The sequence below is a fragment of the Pedomonas mirosovicensis genome, assembly GCF_022569295.1.
Lineage (GTDB): Bacteria > Pseudomonadota > Alphaproteobacteria > Sphingomonadales > Sphingomonadaceae > Pedomonas > Pedomonas mirosovicensis.
The window spans coordinates 2,447,230-2,462,644 of sequence record NZ_JAKFIA010000001.1 but is presented as its reverse complement, the minus strand read 5'-3'; the positions used below and the strand labels follow the sequence as shown (position 1 = coordinate 2,462,644).

Sequence of the window (15,415 nt, the reverse complement as noted above, 5' to 3'; positions counted from 1 at the left end):
TGGGACCTCCAACAGGCTGTTGACACCAATGCTGCCTTGCGGTTGGAAGTCCCCATGGGGCAGCGGGGGTTCAAATAGGGTCTAAGGTCCCCCTTGTAAAGAGTTTTTGACTCAAAAAATTCACATGGCTTTCGCCGGGTTTACCCATTGTTTACAGGAGCTTAACGCATGAGCGGCTTTGTTGGCGCCGAAGCATTTTGCGATATCCCGACCATCGCCGACGTTCGGCTGGCCGCAGAGAGGCTCCGGGGGCGGGTTGTCCGCACGCCGCTGCTGGAAAACGCAGCCCTGAACGAGGCCGTGGGCGGGCGTGTTTTCCTGAAGGCCGAGACGCTGCAGGAAACCGGCTCCTTCAAGCTGCGCGGGGCCACGAACAGGCTGTTGCAACTGGACGATTCGCAGAGGCGCGCCGGCGTTGTGGCCTTTTCTTCCGGCAACCACGCGCAAGGGGTTGCCCGCGCGGCGCAGGTGCTGGGCGTGCCGGCGACCATCGTCATGCCGTCGGACGCGCCCGCGCTGAAGGTGGCCCGCACGAAGGGATACGGCGCGGAGGTGATCTTCTACGATCGCGCCACTGAAAGCCGAGAGGAGATCGCCGCCCGCCTCGCCGGAGAGCGCGGCGCGGTGGTGGTGCCCTCGTTCGATGATCCTGCCATCATCGCGGGGCAGGGCACGGCGGGGCTGGAGGCGGCGGAAGACCTGGCGCGTTTGGGCGTCGCGCCCGACCTGTTCATCTCCAACTGCGGCGGCGGCGGGCTCGCCTCCGGCTGTACGCTCGCGCTACGGGAGGCCTTTCCGGGCATCCGCGTGGTGCTGGTCGAGCCGGAGCACTACGATGACGCCGGCCGCTCGCTGCTTGCTGGCGAGCGACTGCCCATCGAGGGCTATGCGCCGACCCTGTGCGACGCGCTGCAAACGCCGATGATCGGCGCCTATACCTTCCCCATTCTGAAAGCGGCCGGGGCGAGGGGCATCTTCGTCACCGAGGCGGAGGTGATGAGGGCCGTCGCCTTCGCCTTCCGCGAGCTGAAACTGGTGGTGGAGCCGGGCGGGGCGGTGTCGCTGGCGGCAGTACTGGCGGGCAAGGTGGAAGTAAGGGACAAGGCAGCCGTGCTCACCCTTTCCGGCGGCAACGTGGATACGGAAACCTTCATCCGCTGCCTGTCCGCCTGAGATGGCGGGGTGAAGGCGGAGCAGATGCCGCCTGCCGGTACATTCCTTATCCGGAGATTCCTTGCGCTGCCGATGGCCCGTTGCGGGTGAGCGGTAACCCGAGCCCCTGGGGCTTTCGAGACGCGAAGGCTGTGGATCCGACGGGACGTATAAAGGGTTAAGGGGTGATTGAAGAAGGCGCCGCGGGCGCCTCGCCAAGCCCGAACATCAGGCAGGCAACCGGTGGCCAATCCCTGTCCACCGCGCAATCTCCAGAGTCAGGAGTGAGACCGATGAAGGCATTTCTGATTTCAACCCTCGCCATGGGCCTGTCCCTTTCCGCAACCGTGGCAATGGCCCAGACACAGGATACGACGACGCCCCCGTCTCCGCCGCCCTCGGGCGGGAAGATGGGCAAGATGATGATGGGCCCGATGACCAAGGAACAGCATCGGCAGCACGCGGAGCAGATGTTCAAGGAATGGGATACGGACGGTAACGGCACCATCACCCGTCAGGAGTTTATGGCCGCTCATGACGCGAAGTTCGACAAAATGGACACCAACAAGGACGGTACGGTGTCGATGGAAGAGCACCGCTCGGCCATGCGCGAGAAGAAGCAGAGCAAGGCTCAGCAGCAATAGACCTTGGCGGCGCCGGGGCGGGCCATCCCCTGGCCCCGCCTCACGGGCCTGTCGCCAGGCAGGCATCACGATTTGAGTATCGTTGCGGAGCGTTCGTGTTGGTTGCGTCGGTTTGTTCCCGCCCGCCCGGTCATCTGGCCGTGGCGGGCGGTTGAGGGGCGGGTTCAGCCGTCGTAGCGGATGTCGAGCACTTCCAGTTCAACCGGCCCGCGCGGCGTTGTCAGCGTCACCACATCGCCCACCCGCGCCTTCATCAGCGCCCGCGCGACCGGCGAGACCCAGCTGACGTGGCCGCGGGACGTGTCCACCTCGTCCTGGCCGACGATCTTTACCGTCCGCTCCGTATCGGTATCGTCCACGTAGGTGACGCTTGCGCCGAAGAAGACCTGCGTCTTGTTGGGCTGGTTGGCAGGGTTCACCACCACGGCCGATTCCAGCCGCTTGGCGAGGTAGCGCAGGCGGCGGTCAATCTCGCGCAGCCGCTTCTTGCCGTAGAGATAGTCGCCGTTTTCGGAGCGATCTCCATTGCCTGCGGCCCAGGAGACCGTCTCCACCAGCTTGGGCCGTTCCACCTTCAGCAGGTGTTCACGCTCCTGCGAGAGCCTGTGCCAGCCCTCGGGCGTCATGTAGTTCTTGCCACCGGGAGGAGGGGGCGCAACCGCCTCCTCGTCTTCCTCGTCCCGTTCCTTGACGAATGCCTTGCTCATAAACTCCTGGTTAGAGCATTTTGCCCCCGCGTGGGAACAGGCTGTTCGTTGGGCTCCCATAAACAGGCGATAACCGGCGCGCAGCCGCGCCCATGAGGATACGCCCGGCTCGATACCGGCAAGGGAGCGCACCCCCCCCCTGCACGTCACATCCCTTGCACATCTCAGAACCGAACGATTTCAGCCGCCCAGCCTCAGCCACCCAGCGCGCTGGTTTTCCCGCCTTCGCCGGTAAGGCCCAGATGGCGGGAGAGCAGGCGCGTCTGCCCGGTTTCCCGCGCCTGGGCCTCCTGGCCGCCATCCTGCCGGCTGGCCACCAACGACTGGCTGCCGTCCGTCTTGAGAAGGGCGTAGACCACCGCATTCTCAAGCACGCGCTGCACGTAGTTGCGCGTTTCGCTGAAGGGGATCTGCTCGATCCAATCGATCACATCCACCCCCGGCTGGCGGGGATCGCCGAAGCGGCGGAGCCACTTGTTCACGTTACCCGGCCCGGCGTTGTAGGCGGCAACGGCCAGCACATGGTTGCCGTCGAAGTAGGTAATCATCCGCTGCAGGTAGGATGCGCCAAGCTGCAGGTTGTAGTCCTCGTCGTACAGCCGCTGCGGGGCGTAGGGCACGCCCAGCCGCGTGGCCACTTCCTTGGCCGTGCCGGGCATCAGCTGCATGAGGCCGCGCGCGCCGGCCGGGCTGACGGCGTTGGGGTTGAACAGGCTCTCCTGCCGGGCGACGGCGTGGAGCATCACCGACATCTCGGCCACCTCCCGCGGCACATCCACCTGGGGGAAGCTGGCGTAGTGCATGGTCAGGCCATCGCCGCGGGCGTTCTTGGCCAGCGCCACGGCGATATCCACCCGTCCCATGGCGCGGGCCTGATCGAGAATCAGGCGCAGCTGGCCAGGCGTTTTCGTCTGCGCGGCGGCCTGCCGCAGGAACATGGACTGGAGGCCCGGCTGGCTCAGCTGGTTGAGCATCTGCGCCACCACCAGCATCCGGTTCGATTGCACGGCGGCCGAATCCTCGGCGGTGAACTCCGGCGGGGTCATGTCCAGCTGCGTCAAGGGCTGGCCCAGCTGCTCCTGCGCCAGAATGCCGTAGAAATAATCCGGCGCGGCGGCGGCCGTCTCATACCACTGGCGCGACTGGTCCGGCTTCTTCATCGCCTCGGCGGCCCGCCCGGCCCAATAGGCGGCTCTGCTTTGCGTGATCGGGGTCTGGCCGACGGTGTAGACGTTGGTGAAATGGCGCAGCGCCGCCTCCGGCTTGTTCAGCACCCTGAGCGCCAGCCAGCCGGCCCGCCATTCCACGTCGGTATAGGCAATCCGGTCCGCGGTGGAGGCCTTGGCCATCTTCTCGGGCGATTCCGCCATGCGGTTCTTGTCGAGCAGCTTGTAGGCCAGCTCCGGCTGGCCCTGCTCCCGCGCCCAGTCCGACAGGATCAGCAGCTCATCGGCCCACTTGCCGCGATTGACCACCGCCTTCGGGCTGGCGTCGGCCGCCAGCAGAATGTCGGCGGCGGCGCCCGGCAGTTCCTGACGGTTGCGGAGCCAGCGGGCGCGGTCGTAGGCCAGGCCCGCCTCCAGCTTCAGCAGAATCCGGCACCGCCGAGACATAGCTCGGCGAGCGCGGGTCGCGGGTCTGCAGGGCGATGCGCGCCGTCGCCCAGGCCTGCCGGTCCGCATCCAGCAGCGGCACCATGCGCCGGGCGGCGGTGATCTGCCCGCTCCACAGCTGGCGGTTGGCGCGCTCCACATGGTCGTCATGCTTCAGCGCCTCGCCGAACTGGCGCAGCAGCTCCAGCTCCTGGTCGCCGTCGAGCCCGCCGCTCAGCCAGGCCTCGCGGGCCAGCGCATCAGCGCGCGTCTTCTCGCCGGTGGCGGCCAGAGCCTCGGCGTGGCGCAGCCGGCCCACGGCGGTGATAGCCGGGAAGCGCCGGAAGTAATCCAGCCGCTCGGCATAGGGGATGTCCGCCGTCATGGCCTGCTCCGCATTGCTGCGGAAACGGGCCTCCTGCGGCCAGCCGGGGTTGGCCTTCAGGAAATCGGTGATCTCCTGATAGGTGGCGGTGTTCAGATTCTGCCGCAGCCGCTGCCAGGTGACGATCGATTCGGCCAGCGGGTTGAACACGTCCTGCGGGGTCGGGGGCAGCGGCGCATTGCGACCCGCAACCGCCAGCCGCGCCGCGTACCAGCGAATCTGCTCGGTGGTCAAAGCCGGGCTCGGCGCCTGGGCCTGCGCCGCGTCAATGGCGGCGGGAGAAGGGGTGCGCGGTGACGCCAGGGTGGATTGCGCTGGTAACAACGTGCTGGCCAGCGCTGCCAGCATTACAAAACCTTTGCCCTGATTAAACCGATTCAACACGCCGGGATTGCCTCTACCGCTTGTTTGGTACAAATGAAGGCTGCACGGGGCCGCCCGCTCAGATGCGGTACCCATCGCTGATAATGAGGATAGCATCAATGATCCGAGGGTCCATTCCCGCCCTTGTCACGCCGTTCCGTGACAGCGTTGTGGACGAGCCGACTCTACGCGCCCTGATTGAGTGGCAGATCCAGGCCGGAAGCCATGGACTCGTTCCGGTGGGAACCACGGGCGAGTCGGCGACTCTGAGCCATGATGAGCACCAGCGGGTCACGGAAATCGCCATCGAGGTGGCGGCCGGGCGCGTGCCGGTTATCGCCGGCTGCGGCTCCAACTCCACGCAGGAGGCCATCAGCCTCATCCGCCACGCGGAAAAGGCCGGCGCCGACGCGGCGCTAGTCGTCTGCCCCTATTACAACAAGCCGAACCAGGAGGGCCTCTACCTCCATTTCAAGGCTCTGGCCGAGGCGAGCGACCTGCCCATCCTCATCTACAACATCCCCGGCCGCTCGGTGGTGGACATGACGCCCGAGACCATGGGGCGCTTGGCCGAACTCAAGACCATCATCGGCGTGAAGGATGCCACCGGCAACATCGCCCGGGTCAGCCAGCAGCGCATCACCTGCGGCACGGACTTCATCCAGCTCTCCGGCAACGATGAGACCGCGCTGGCCTTCAACGCCTCGGGCGGGAAGGGCTGCATTTCGGTGGCCGCCAACGTGGCGCCCGAGCTGTGCGCGAAATTCCAGGAAGCCACCCTCGCGGGTGACTATGCGACCGCTCTCGCGCTCAACGACAAGCTGTTCCCGCTCCATATGGCGCTGTTCTCCGACGCGTCGCCGGGGCCGACCAAATACGCCCTCTGGAAGCTGGGCCGCATTTCCAGCCTGGAGGTACGCCTGCCCATGACCCAGCCGTCGGAGGCCGCCCGCGCGAAGGTGGACGCCGCCCTCGCGCACGCCGGGCTGCTCTGATTCCGCACCGCCGCTACGAACGGCAGGTGCATTGGAGGCTCGGGCGGCACTTGCCTTCTGGGCATGGGTTGCTTTACCCATGCCCGCCCCGGACCGTGGACCTTGCGCGCCGTCCGGGCGTGACCGCAAGCCGATGCCCGACAGCAAGCCGATGAAGGACGAGATCGCTCTATGGCCCGCCCGCACCTCTCCAAGCCGCTGACCAAGCGGAAGGTGGTCGCCGAGAACCGGAAGGCGCGGTTCGAGTATTTCATCGAAGACACCTTCGAGGCGGGCATTGCCCTGCAGGGCACGGAGGTGAAGAGCCTGCGCTTTGGCGACGGCAACATCACCGAGAGCTATGCGGAAGTGAAGAACGGCGAGGTCTGGCTGATTAACGCCAACATCCCGGAGTACACCTTCGGTAACCGCGAGAATCATCAGCCCCGTCGGCCGCGCAAGCTGCTTCTGCACGGGCGGGAGATCGAGAAACTGCACGGCGCGGTCAACCGCCAGGGCATGACGCTGGTGCCGCTCAGCGTCTATTTCAACGACCGGGGCCGCGCCAAGGTCGAGCTTGCGCTGGCGAAGGGCAAGAAGCTGCACGACAAGCGCGAAACCGCAAAGCAGCGCGACTGGCAGCGCGACAAGGCCCGCCTGCTGCGGGACCGAGGCTAGCAAGGTCGCCGGCGCAACCGTTGTCGGCGCAGCCACAACCGCGGCGTATCCCGCGTTCTTCTTCGTAAACGCGCCAGGGCCAGCCGTGTCGGCTCGGGAAGCCGCGACCGCCTCGCTGGCGGCTGCGTCCAGCGTCGGCGCCGGCCGGACCGTGCGGGCTCCCTGCGCGCTGACCAGGCCAGCGGCCACGCCCACGAGGGCCGCGAGCACCAGCAACGCTAGCGTTATCAAGATGAGCGCTGCCAGGGCGGCGGCAGTCGGGCCGTTGGCCGGCGGCCTGCCGATGCTGGGCTGAAGCCTGGCCTTGTCCTTCGCCGTGAACATGAAGCGCCCCCCTTTCGTCCATCTCCCCACGGTCGCGATTTATAATAGTTTTTGGTTAATAATTATATATTAAAACGAACCGAATGGGTTATTACTTGGTTGGGGGCCGCCTCCAGAGGCGGGAGCCCAAAAGGGCTTTTGGCCTGCGCGTTTCTCCGCTGTGATTGTCGGTATAGTTTACATTGTTTCTAGATATTTTATTCCGGCGTGTCGGTGGGTCCTTTAAAATCAGCGGCTTAATGTGTTGCGCCGCCTGGATTTTGTTCTGGCACCGTTATTGCTTTGGCAGGGCCGTTGCTGAGCAAGCGGGCTCAGCAGAGCATCGATGCAGGAACTGTCTTATGCGCGAACTTTTTGCGGCTGCCCTGGCCGCGCTCACGCTTTCGTCGGCGGCACAGGCCACGATCATCACGGGCGCCGTTACGGCGAACGGCAACTATAATCCCGCCGCCACCCTGTCCAACCTGTCGGACGGCATCACCCCGGCCAATGGCACCGGCTACAATACCCCTGGGCAAACCGTCTGGTGGGGCGGATCGAACACCTTCTTCACGATCGACTTTGGTGATCTGGTATCGTTCGATCAGGCGCTGCTGTCCGTCGATCACAACGATAACTACCTGGTGTCCTACTCAACGGACGGCGTCTCCTTCACCGACCTGTTCTCGGTTCTGCGGACCGAAGGGACGGTCAACTGGGGCATCGAGGCCTTCGAGAAGAGCTTTGACGCGGTCACGGCGCGTTACCTGCGCGTCAGCGCCTCGGGCGGGGACAACCTCTTTGCGGTAGGTGAGCTGCACGTGACGGCTGCGCCGCCGGTCACCGACGTTCCGGAGCCGGCGATTGTCGGTCTGCTCGGCGTCGGCCTGGCCGGCGTTGCGGCGCTGCGTGGCCGTCGCCGGGGCTGACCGGCACGCCCGCCTGTCGGCAAAACGGGAAAGGCCGCTCTTTGGAGCGGCCTTTTTTGTGCCCGAAGCGGAGGATGGCCAGGGCTCTGCTCTGGTTATTCGCGCATGGCGGGCTTATCTCCGGAACACAGGCAGTTTGGTTTTGTGGCTGAAAAGGCCAAGGCGGGTGTTATGTCGGGCGATAATGGCCAGATGAAAGACAAGCTCATCAAGTCCAAGCAGCAATGGGCCAGGGAAGGCCGGCTGCTGACCGGCAAGACCGGCGACCGAACGGTGGAGCGCCTGCCGCCCGGCCAGCGACTGGTGGAGACATGGCCGGTGCTCGACCTTGGCATCCAGCCGCACATCCCGAGGGAGAAGTGGACGCTCACCATCGACGGGCTGGTGGAAAACCCGGTGACATGGGACTGGGACGCCTTCATGGCCCAGCCGCAGTTCGAGGATGTATCGGACATCCACTGCGTGACCCAGTGGTCGCGTTACGACAACCGCTGGAACGGCGTTTCCACCCGCCACATCCTCGATGTGGTGAAACCCCGGCCGGAGGTTCGCCACGTCATTCTCCACGGTTACGATGGCTATACCACCAACGTGACGCTGGAGCATTTCGCCGACGCGGACTGCCTCGTTGCTCACACTCATGATGGCGAGCCGATCTCGCGCGAGCACGGCGGCCCGGCGCGCCTGGTCATTCCGAAATTCTACTTCTGGAAGTCGGCCAAGTGGATCCGGCGCATCGAGTTCGCGGCCGAGGACAAGCCCGGCTTTTGGGAAGTACGCGGCTACCATAACGAGGGCGATCCCTGGAACGAGGACCGCTACTCCTCCTGACCGGTCCATCGCGGGTGCGACAAGGCGAAGGCTGGGTGCGGCAGCCGCGCCCGGCCCTTTCTTGCTCCGGGCAACCAGCAGGTCTACCGTTCCGCACCTACCGGCAGCGGCGCGGGCCGTCGTTCGCCCTTGTAACCGTTGCGCGACGCGGCGGTGGCCTTTTATTGTCGTGTCACATGCAATCGAACCCAGCGGTGGCAGCCCATCCGTCCGCCGCTTCTGAACGGGGGTAATTGATGAACCGTTTCCGCTCTCTCACCCTGGCCAGCACTCTGGCGCTCAGCTTCGGGCTCGGCCTTGCAGGGCCGGCGCTGGCCGCCAGCAACATGGCCAAGCCCACCTTCGGCGTTTACGGCTTCGATGCGGCCGGCATGGACGCCGCGGTGAAGCCGGGCGACAACTTCTACGAATATGCCAACGGCGGCTGGCTGAAGAACACGCCGATTCCGGAGGACAAGTCCAACTACGGCATGTTCGTGGTGCTGGCGGATCAGGCGCAGCAGCAGATCCACGCCATCGTGGAGGAACTGGTTGCCGCCAAGCCGGCACAGGGCACCGAGGAGTGGAAGATCGCCACCCTCTATTCCGACTTCATGAACGAAGCCGCCATCGAGAAGGCGGGCCTTGCTCCGGCCAAGCCGGAGCTGGCGAAGATCAACGCCATTCAGTCCCAGAAGGACGTGGCGGCCGCCTTCGCCCGCCTCACCACCATTGGCGTTGGCACGCCGCTGGCCACCGGCGTCGGGCAGGACCGCAAGGCCCCGGACACCTATGTGATCTACATCCGCCAGAGCGGCCTCGGCCTGCCGGACCGGGACTTCTACCTGTCCGACAATCCGAACTTCGCCAAGGTGCGCGAGCAGTACAAGCAGCACCTGGCCAATATGCTGGTGCTCTCCGGCGTGGCGCAGGCCGACGCCGCAGCGCGCGCCGAGAAGGTGTACGCGCTGGAAGAGGCCATCGCCAAGGTCCACTGGACCCGCGCCGACAGCCGCAATCGCGACAAGACCTATAACAAGCGCACGCTGGCCGAATTGAAGGCCGAAGCGCCGGGCATTGACTGGGACGCCTACTTCACCGGTCTGGGTCTGGCCGGCCAGCCGTTCTATCTGGTCAACCAGCCGAGCGCGGTGGCCGGCACCGCCGGCGTGATCGCCCGCACCCCGGTCGACGTGGTGAAGGACTACCTGACGCTGCACTACCTCAGCGCCTATTCCGAGGTGCTGCCGAAGGCGATTGCCGATGAGGAGTTCAACTTCTCCGGCCGTGTCCTCTCCGGCATCCCGGCGCAGAAGGAGCGCTGGAAGCGCGGCATGGACCTGCTCGAGACCGCCATGGGCGAGGCGGTCGGCAAGCGCTATGTGGAGCGTCACTTCCCGGCCGAATCCAAGGCCGCGGCGGACCGGCTGGTGAAGAACATCGTCGAGTCCTACCGCATCCACATCAGCAATCTGGACTGGATGGGCGCCGAGACCAAGGCGAAGGCGCTGGACAAGCTGGCCAAGTTCAACCCGAAGATCGGCTACCCCAACAAGTGGCGCGACTACACCGCCTACGAAGTGAAGGCGGGCGACGTGCTGGGCAACCTGCAGCGCGCTGCCGAGTTCGAGTGGAAGCGTGACCTGAATCGCCTGGGCAAGCCGGTGGACCGGGACGAGTGGTTCATGACCCCGCAGACGGTCAACGCCTACTATAACTCGGTGAACAACGAGATCGTGTTCCCGGCCGCCATCCTCCAGCCGCCGTTCTTCGATCCCAACGCGGATGACGCCGTGAACTACGGCGGCATCGGCGCGGTCATCGGCCACGAAATCGGCCACGGTTTTGACGATCAGGGCTCGAAGTCCAACGGCGACGGCGTTGAGGTCAACTGGTGGACCGATCAGGACCGCCAGAAGTTCGACGAGCGCGGCAACGCCCTCTCGGCCCAATATGAGACCTACTGCCCGTTCCCCGGCGAGTGCGTGCGCGGCAAGCTCACCCTCGGCGAGAACCTGGGCGACCTCGGCGGCCTCAATGTCGCCTACACCGCCTACAAGCTGTCGCTGGGCGGCAAGGACGCTCCGGTGATCGACGGCACCACGGGCGACCAGCGCTTCTTCTACGGCTGGGCGCAGGTGTGGCGTCGCGCCTACCGCGAGGCGGAGCTTCGCAATCGCCTGGTCACCGATCCGCACTCGCCGTCCGAGTTCCGGGCCAACGGCATCGTCCGCAACATGGACGCCTGGTACAAGGCGTTCGACGTGAAGCCGGGCGACAAGCTGTATCTGGAACCGAACCAGCGCGTCCGCGTTTGGTAAGTTCGCCAGCGAAACAAGTTGGCGTCGCCAGTGGTCAGTGAGCCAGTGGTTTGGGGAGGGAGGGGCAGCTTCGGCTGCCTCTCTTTTTTGTGCCATCTCCCCTTTTTGATGCTCGGCCAAAAAAAACCGTTACAGCCTCGCTTGCGCGATCTACGACATTGTAGTAGTACTACGACGAGTTCGGAGATTCGTGATGCCAACCATTCCAGACTTGTCCAAGGCCGAGTATGACGTGCTGCGCGTGCTCTGGCGTTTGCGCCAGGCCAGCGTGCGGGAAGTGCACGATCAGCTGGAGGCTGATACCGGCTGGGCCTACACCACCACCAAGACCGTGATGGACCGTATGGCCGCCAAGAGCCTCCTGGCGCGGGACAATCTGCATGGCGCCTTTGTCTATCGTCCGCTGGTCTCGCGGGCGGCCGGGTTGGCGCGCTTCGTCCGCTTCTTCGCCGACCGTGTGGTGGAGCGCGATCTGGGCGTGGTGCTTGGCCTCTTTCGCAACAGCGAGGCGCTGAACGACGACGAACTGGCCGAACTGGAGCGTCTGGTCCGGGAAGAGGATGAGTCTGAAAAGGCCGACGCCGAAGCTGAGAATGCCAACGCCGCAGCTGGGGAGAAGCGGTAATGGATACCGGACTATTCGCAACCCTCACCGGCCTGTCCGGCCACGTGCTGGATTTCCTGGCGCAGCAGTCCCTCTATGCCGCGGCAGTTGCCGTGGTGGTGTGGACCGTGCTGGCCATCGTTCGCCCACGCCACCCGTTCCTGCATCTGGCGCTGTGGTGGTTCGTGCTGGCGCGGCTGCTGCTGCCCGCTGATTTCGCCACATCCTGGAGTCTGCGGTCCACGGGCGAGACCCTGCTGGCGCAGATCGTCTGGCCGCAGGGTGAACCGCACGTCAACGTGGTTGGCGCGGAAGGCTCGGTTCCCGTCTCGTCCTTGGCGGCGGAGCCGCCGGCAACGGAGCCGGAGGCCCTGGCCATGCCGGTTGAGGAGGGCGCCGCCACGGACATCCTGCCGCTGGCGCTGTTCCTGTTCTGGCTGGGCGGCGCGGCGGCAATGACCATTCTGCTCGTGCGGGCGGAGCGCTCGGCGCGCCACGCCATCTCCATGGCCGAGCCGGCCGAGGAGCCCCTGCTTCTGCAACTGGTGGACGGCTGGGCCAGGCGCTTCCGCGTGTCCCGCCATGTGCGGCTGCTCATCACGGCCGAGGCGACCGCTCCCTTCACGGCGGGCCTGTTCCGCCCGGTCATCGTCCTGCCGCGCCAGCTGCTGAGCAAGCTTGATGTGGTGGAGATGAGCGCGGTCATCGGCCATGAGATGTCTCATATCCGCTCGTTCGATGTCGCCTGGCGGATGGCGGAGCGGGTGCTGCTGGTGCTGTTCTTCTTCCATCCGCTGGTGTGGATGGCCGTGCGCCGGATCGACACGGCGCGGGAAGCCGCCTGCGACGTGGCGGCGGCCAACAGCGGCATGGTCGCCCGCACGTCCTACGCCAAGGGGTTGCTGGCCGCGCTCAAGGCCTTCCGCATCGAGCCCGAGACCGCCTTTGCCCGCACGCTCAGCATCCAGGGCGGCACGAGCGATGGCCTCAAGACCCGCCTGATCTGGCTGAAGGGAGAAACTCTGATGTCTACCCGCTCCAAGCTGCTGGGCACCGTTGGCATCGTTGGCCTTGGAATGCTGGTCCTGCCCATGGCCCAGGCGCGCCATGCCGTGCCGGACCTGAAGGAGGACACCGCCCTTGCGCTGGTTGCGCCGGAGGTTCCTGCCGCGCCAGTGGCTCCAGCCGCGCCGGTTGCTCCTGTCGCGCCGGCCGCGCCCGCTACTATCAAGGCTGTGCCGGTTCCGCCCTCCGCGCCTGCCGTGAAGGCGGCCCAGGCCCCGGCTGCGCCCCGCGCGCCCAAGGTCGTGGTCGAACCGCAGGTGCCCGATGTGCCTGACATCAGGCCCGCGGTCGAGGTGGACCTTGGGGAAGACTTTGGCCGGGACATCGAGCGTGAAGTCCGTCTCGCTGCGGCCGAGGCGCGCCGGGAGGCCCAGCTTGCGGCCGCCGAGGCCCATCGTGAATCGCTGCAGGTGCAGATGGAGGCCCGCCGTGCCGCCGACGAGGCACGCCGCGATGCGCTGCTGGAAGCAGCCGAGGCCCGGCGCGAAGCCTTGCAGGAGGCGGCGGCAGCCCGTCGCGAGGCCCGGCAGGAAGCCGAGGAAGCCCGCCGCGAGGCTGCCGACCTTGAACGGGAAGCGCGGCAGATCCGTAGCCAGGCCATGCGCCAGGCCGTCACCCACCTCCGCCAGACCGCCCAGCGTCTGCGGACCAACCCCGACCTCTACCTGAACAATGGTATCATGATCTCAGGCACCAAGGCCGCCTCTAACCGTGAGGAGCTGAACCAGGCCGCTGCCGAGCTGGAGGCCGAGGCCAATCGGCTGGAGCGGGAGATAAAGGCCCAGAATTAAGCTCGCGCACGGGCCTGACCGGGTGCCGCGCCAAACACGACAGGGGGTCCCAAGAGGCCTGTAACCCCTTGGTAAGTTCATAAGCTTCAACGCTTGAAACTGCTCTTCCTGCTCTGGGCGCCACTCACTCCGGCGGCGTAAAACGCATCAGGGCCGCCTCGTCAGCTTCCAGCTGTTCGAGGCGGTCTGCTTCCTTCTTGGCGTTTTCGATGAAGCGGGCGCTGGCGATGTCGAGGGTTTTGAAGTCAGCGAAGGCCTCGGCCAGCTTCTCCTGAAGCTTGTCCATCTCAGCTTGCAGCTTGGCCATTTCCTGCTCAACCTGATGCCGCGCCAGCCGCTGCCGCCCAAGATAAGCGCCGAAATCAGACAGGCCGACGAGCGCCTCTGGCAAGCCCAGCTGCGCCTCGCTGGCGATCTCCCCGTCGATGGCCTTGAGCTTGCCCTCCAGCGCGTCCTGCTTCGCATAAAGCGCGCCGATCTCGCGGCGCAGCTCATCCAATTCATTTTTCCGCAGGCGCAGCCCGGCATCGTAGGGCGTCTTCATCGAGGTGTCTCACCTTAGCCCAGAATCTTGGCCAACTGCTGGAAGCTTTCGCCCGCGCGGGTGTGCTCGCCCTTGCGCTGGTTGAGGAAGGCCTCGATCTTCGGCGCGAAGGTGAGCGCCGCGTCCACCTCCGGGTTGGAGCCGCGCCGGTAGGCCCCGAGGCGAATCATCTCTTCCATGTCCGCATAGACCGACAAATGCGCCTTGGCTGCGCGCATCAGCCGGTTTTCCTCCTCCGTGTGAGCGGCGGGCAGGGTACGCGAGACGGATTTCAACACGTTGATCGCCGGATACCGGCCACGCTCGGCAATGGCGCGCTGCATGACGATGTGGCCGTCGAGAATGCCGCGCACGGCGTCCGCCACCGGCTCGTTGTGGTCGTCGCCATCCACCAGCACCGTGAACAGGCCCGTGATCGCCCCGCCGTTGCCGGTGCCGGGGCCGGCCCGCTCCAGCAGCTTGGGCAGCTCGGCGAACACGGTTGGCGTATAGCCCTTGGAGGCGGGCGGCTCGCCCGAGGCAAGGCCGATTTCGCGCTGGGCCATGGCGAATCGGGTGACGGAATCCATCATGCACAGCACATGCTGGCCCTGGTCGCGGAAGTGTTCGGCCAGCGCGAAGGTCAGATAGGCTGCCTGACGACGCATCAGCGCGGGCTCGTCTGAGGTCGCTACGACGACGATCGAGCGGGCGAGACCCTCGGGGCCGAGATCGTCCTCAAGGAATTCCTGCACCTCGCGGCCGCGCTCGCCGATGAGGCCGATGATCGCCACGTCGCAGTCCGTATAGCGGGCGAGCATGGAGAGCAGAACCGACTTGCCGACGCCCGAACCCGCGAAGATGCCAAGGCGCTGCCCCTTGCAGCAGGGGGCGAACACGTCGAGCGCGCGCACGCCGAGATCGATCTTGGAGCCCACCCGGTCACGCGCATGGGCGGCAGGGGGCTTGCCGCGCACGAGCCTGGGGAGGGGCCCACGAGGTAGGGCCCCCTTGCCGTCCACCGGCTCGCCGAGGCCGTTGACCACGCGGCCAAGCCAGCCGTGGGAGGGGCGCACTTCCGCCTCGCTGGCCAGCACATAGGCCTTGCTGCCCACGCCCACGCCATCCAGCGCGCCATAGGGCAGGCACAGGGCCCGGTTGTCGCGAAAGCCCACCACCTCCGCCTGAATGATCGCGCCGTCCCGCCGCAGAAGGCCAAGGCGCGCGCCGACGCTGGCGGCCTGCCCGATGCCTGCCACCTCTACCATCAAGCCCTTCACGGCGGAGAGACGTCCATAGATCTCGCCACGAGAAATGGCTTTCAATTCATCGGCCAGAGAGTGGAAGTACATGCGTGGGTCCTTGCCAAGGTTAAGCCATGGTCACCAAACAGGCTTAAGGAAGCGTGAATGCTTGCCTGAGGGCTGAATTGAGCCCCCAATTTTCTTTTTCTAGCCAAGGTTGCGTTTGGGACAGTTCTCGTTCATAAAGATTAACGGCTTTAATATTTCGGTAACCTCTTCTGTTAAGAATGTTGCCTGGGCTGGTGGATTATCACGCTGTCGCCTGCCCGG

The 15,415-nt window shown here is 65.6% G+C and carries 14 protein-coding genes; 9 read left to right on the top strand and 5 right to left on the bottom strand.

Annotation, left to right across the window (positions count from 1 at the left end):
- Positions 1 to 168: 168 nt before the first annotated feature.
- Positions 169 to 1,173: a threonine ammonia-lyase gene (locus L0C21_RS11740; protein WP_259278529.1), complete on the top strand. Its 1,005-nt coding sequence runs from the start codon at positions 169 to 171 to the stop codon at positions 1,171 to 1,173.
- Positions 1,174 to 1,445: 272 nt separating this feature from the next.
- Entirely contained in the window at positions 1,446 to 1,796 is a 351-nt protein-coding gene (locus tag L0C21_RS11735) for an EF-hand domain-containing protein (RefSeq protein ID WP_259278528.1), read from the top strand.
- A 164-nt stretch (positions 1,797 to 1,960) separates the two neighbouring features.
- On the opposite strand, the gene greB is transcribed toward L0C21_RS11735, so the two are convergent.
- The 3 genes from greB to L0C21_RS11720 all read right to left on the bottom strand — a co-directional run bounded on the left by greB (position 1,961) and on the right by L0C21_RS11720 (position 4,828).
- Positions 1,961 to 2,422, bottom strand: coding sequence for a transcription elongation factor GreB (greB, locus tag L0C21_RS11730; RefSeq protein WP_374940261.1), 462 nt, complete (start codon positions 2,420 to 2,422; stop codon positions 1,961 to 1,963).
- A 275-nt stretch (positions 2,423 to 2,697) separates the two neighbouring features.
- Positions 2,698 to 3,246 (bottom strand): lytic transglycosylase domain-containing protein, encoded by a 549-nt coding sequence (locus L0C21_RS11725; RefSeq protein ID WP_259278875.1) that lies wholly within the window; start codon positions 3,244 to 3,246, stop codon positions 2,698 to 2,700.
- 703 nt (positions 3,247 to 3,949) lie between these two features.
- Positions 3,950 to 4,828, bottom strand: a complete 879-nt coding sequence (locus L0C21_RS11720) for a hypothetical protein (protein WP_259278526.1) — start codon at positions 4,826 to 4,828, stop codon at positions 3,950 to 3,952.
- Positions 4,829 to 4,962: 134 nt separating this feature from the next.
- On the opposite strand from L0C21_RS11720, the gene dapA reads away from it, so the two are divergent.
- The 7 genes from dapA (at position 4,963) to L0C21_RS11685 (ending at position 13,318) form a co-directional block, all read left to right on the top strand.
- The gene (gene dapA / locus L0C21_RS11715; protein ID WP_259278525.1) at positions 4,963 to 5,838 is read left to right on the top strand and encodes a 4-hydroxy-tetrahydrodipicolinate synthase; all 876 of its coding nucleotides are present in this window, start codon (positions 4,963 to 4,965) and stop codon (positions 5,836 to 5,838) included.
- Positions 5,839 to 6,009: 171 nt separating this feature from the next.
- Positions 6,010 to 6,495, top strand: coding sequence for an SsrA-binding protein SmpB (gene smpB, locus L0C21_RS11710; protein ID WP_259278524.1), 486 nt, complete (start codon positions 6,010 to 6,012; stop codon positions 6,493 to 6,495).
- A 665-nt stretch (positions 6,496 to 7,160) separates the two neighbouring features.
- Positions 7,161 to 7,727, top strand: coding sequence for a PEP-CTERM sorting domain-containing protein (locus tag L0C21_RS11705; RefSeq protein ID WP_259278522.1), 567 nt, complete (start codon positions 7,161 to 7,163; stop codon positions 7,725 to 7,727).
- 171 nt (positions 7,728 to 7,898) lie between these two features.
- Positions 7,899 to 8,558, top strand: a complete 660-nt coding sequence (locus tag L0C21_RS11700; protein ID WP_259278521.1) for a sulfite oxidase-like oxidoreductase — start codon at positions 7,899 to 7,901, stop codon at positions 8,556 to 8,558.
- Between the two features lie 236 nt (positions 8,559 to 8,794).
- Complete coding sequence (locus L0C21_RS11695) at positions 8,795 to 10,858, top strand: M13 family metallopeptidase (RefSeq protein WP_259278520.1); 2,064 nt, start codon at positions 8,795 to 8,797, stop codon at positions 10,856 to 10,858.
- 193 nt (positions 10,859 to 11,051) lie between these two features.
- Positions 11,052 to 11,483 (top strand): BlaI/MecI/CopY family transcriptional regulator, encoded by a 432-nt coding sequence (locus L0C21_RS11690; protein WP_259278519.1) that lies wholly within the window; start codon positions 11,052 to 11,054, stop codon positions 11,481 to 11,483.
- Positions 11,483 to 13,318, top strand: coding sequence for a M56 family metallopeptidase (locus L0C21_RS11685; protein WP_259278518.1), 1,836 nt, complete (start codon positions 11,483 to 11,485; stop codon positions 13,316 to 13,318). The genes L0C21_RS11690 and L0C21_RS11685 overlap by 1 nt, the downstream gene beginning before the upstream one ends.
- A 124-nt stretch (positions 13,319 to 13,442) precedes the next feature.
- Here the strand turns inward: L0C21_RS11685 and L0C21_RS11680 are convergent, their stop codons facing one another.
- Together L0C21_RS11680 and fliI are read right to left on the bottom strand one after the other, a co-directional pair.
- Positions 13,443 to 13,862 (bottom strand): flagellar export protein FliJ, encoded by a 420-nt coding sequence (locus tag L0C21_RS11680; protein WP_259278517.1) that lies wholly within the window; start codon positions 13,860 to 13,862, stop codon positions 13,443 to 13,445.
- A 14-nt stretch (positions 13,863 to 13,876) separates the two neighbouring features.
- The gene (gene fliI, locus L0C21_RS11675) at positions 13,877 to 15,193 is read right to left on the bottom strand and encodes a flagellar protein export ATPase FliI (protein WP_259278516.1); all 1,317 of its coding nucleotides are present in this window, start codon (positions 15,191 to 15,193) and stop codon (positions 13,877 to 13,879) included.
- Positions 15,194 to 15,415 lie beyond the last annotated feature (222 nt).

What these genes read in the sequence shown, in the direction of transcription:
- dapA (WP_259278525.1), top strand. Translation starts at nt 4,963, where the DNA reads ATGATCCGAGGGTCCATTCCCGCCCTTGTCACGCCGTTCCGTGACAGC.
- L0C21_RS11685 (WP_259278518.1), top strand. Translation starts at nt 11,483, where the DNA reads ATGGATACCGGACTATTCGCAACCCTCACCGGCCTGTCCGGCCACGTG.
- L0C21_RS11680 (WP_259278517.1), bottom strand. Translation starts at nt 13,862, where the DNA reads ATGAAGACGCCCTACGATGCCGGGCTGCGCCTGCGGAAAAATGAATTG.
- L0C21_RS11725 (WP_259278875.1), bottom strand. Translation starts at nt 3,246, where the DNA reads ATGCTCCACGCCGTCGCCCGGCAGGAGAGCCTGTTCAACCCCAACGCC.
- L0C21_RS11735 (WP_259278528.1), top strand. Translation starts at nt 1,446, where the DNA reads ATGAAGGCATTTCTGATTTCAACCCTCGCCATGGGCCTGTCCCTTTCC.
- greB (WP_374940261.1), bottom strand. Translation starts at nt 2,422, where the DNA reads ATGACGCCCGAGGGCTGGCACAGGCTCTCGCAGGAGCGTGAACACCTG.
- L0C21_RS11690 (WP_259278519.1), top strand. Translation starts at nt 11,052, where the DNA reads ATGCCAACCATTCCAGACTTGTCCAAGGCCGAGTATGACGTGCTGCGC.
- L0C21_RS11695 (WP_259278520.1), top strand. Translation starts at nt 8,795, where the DNA reads ATGAACCGTTTCCGCTCTCTCACCCTGGCCAGCACTCTGGCGCTCAGC.
- L0C21_RS11740 (WP_259278529.1), top strand. Translation starts at nt 169, where the DNA reads ATGAGCGGCTTTGTTGGCGCCGAAGCATTTTGCGATATCCCGACCATC.
- L0C21_RS11705 (WP_259278522.1), top strand. Translation starts at nt 7,161, where the DNA reads ATGCGCGAACTTTTTGCGGCTGCCCTGGCCGCGCTCACGCTTTCGTCG.
- L0C21_RS11720 (WP_259278526.1), bottom strand. Translation starts at nt 4,828, where the DNA reads ATGCTGGCAGCGCTGGCCAGCACGTTGTTACCAGCGCAATCCACCCTG.
- smpB (WP_259278524.1), top strand. Translation starts at nt 6,010, where the DNA reads ATGGCCCGCCCGCACCTCTCCAAGCCGCTGACCAAGCGGAAGGTGGTC.
- fliI (WP_259278516.1), bottom strand. Translation starts at nt 15,193, where the DNA reads ATGTACTTCCACTCTCTGGCCGATGAATTGAAAGCCATTTCTCGTGGC.
- L0C21_RS11700 (WP_259278521.1), top strand. Translation starts at nt 7,899, where the DNA reads ATGTCGGGCGATAATGGCCAGATGAAAGACAAGCTCATCAAGTCCAAG.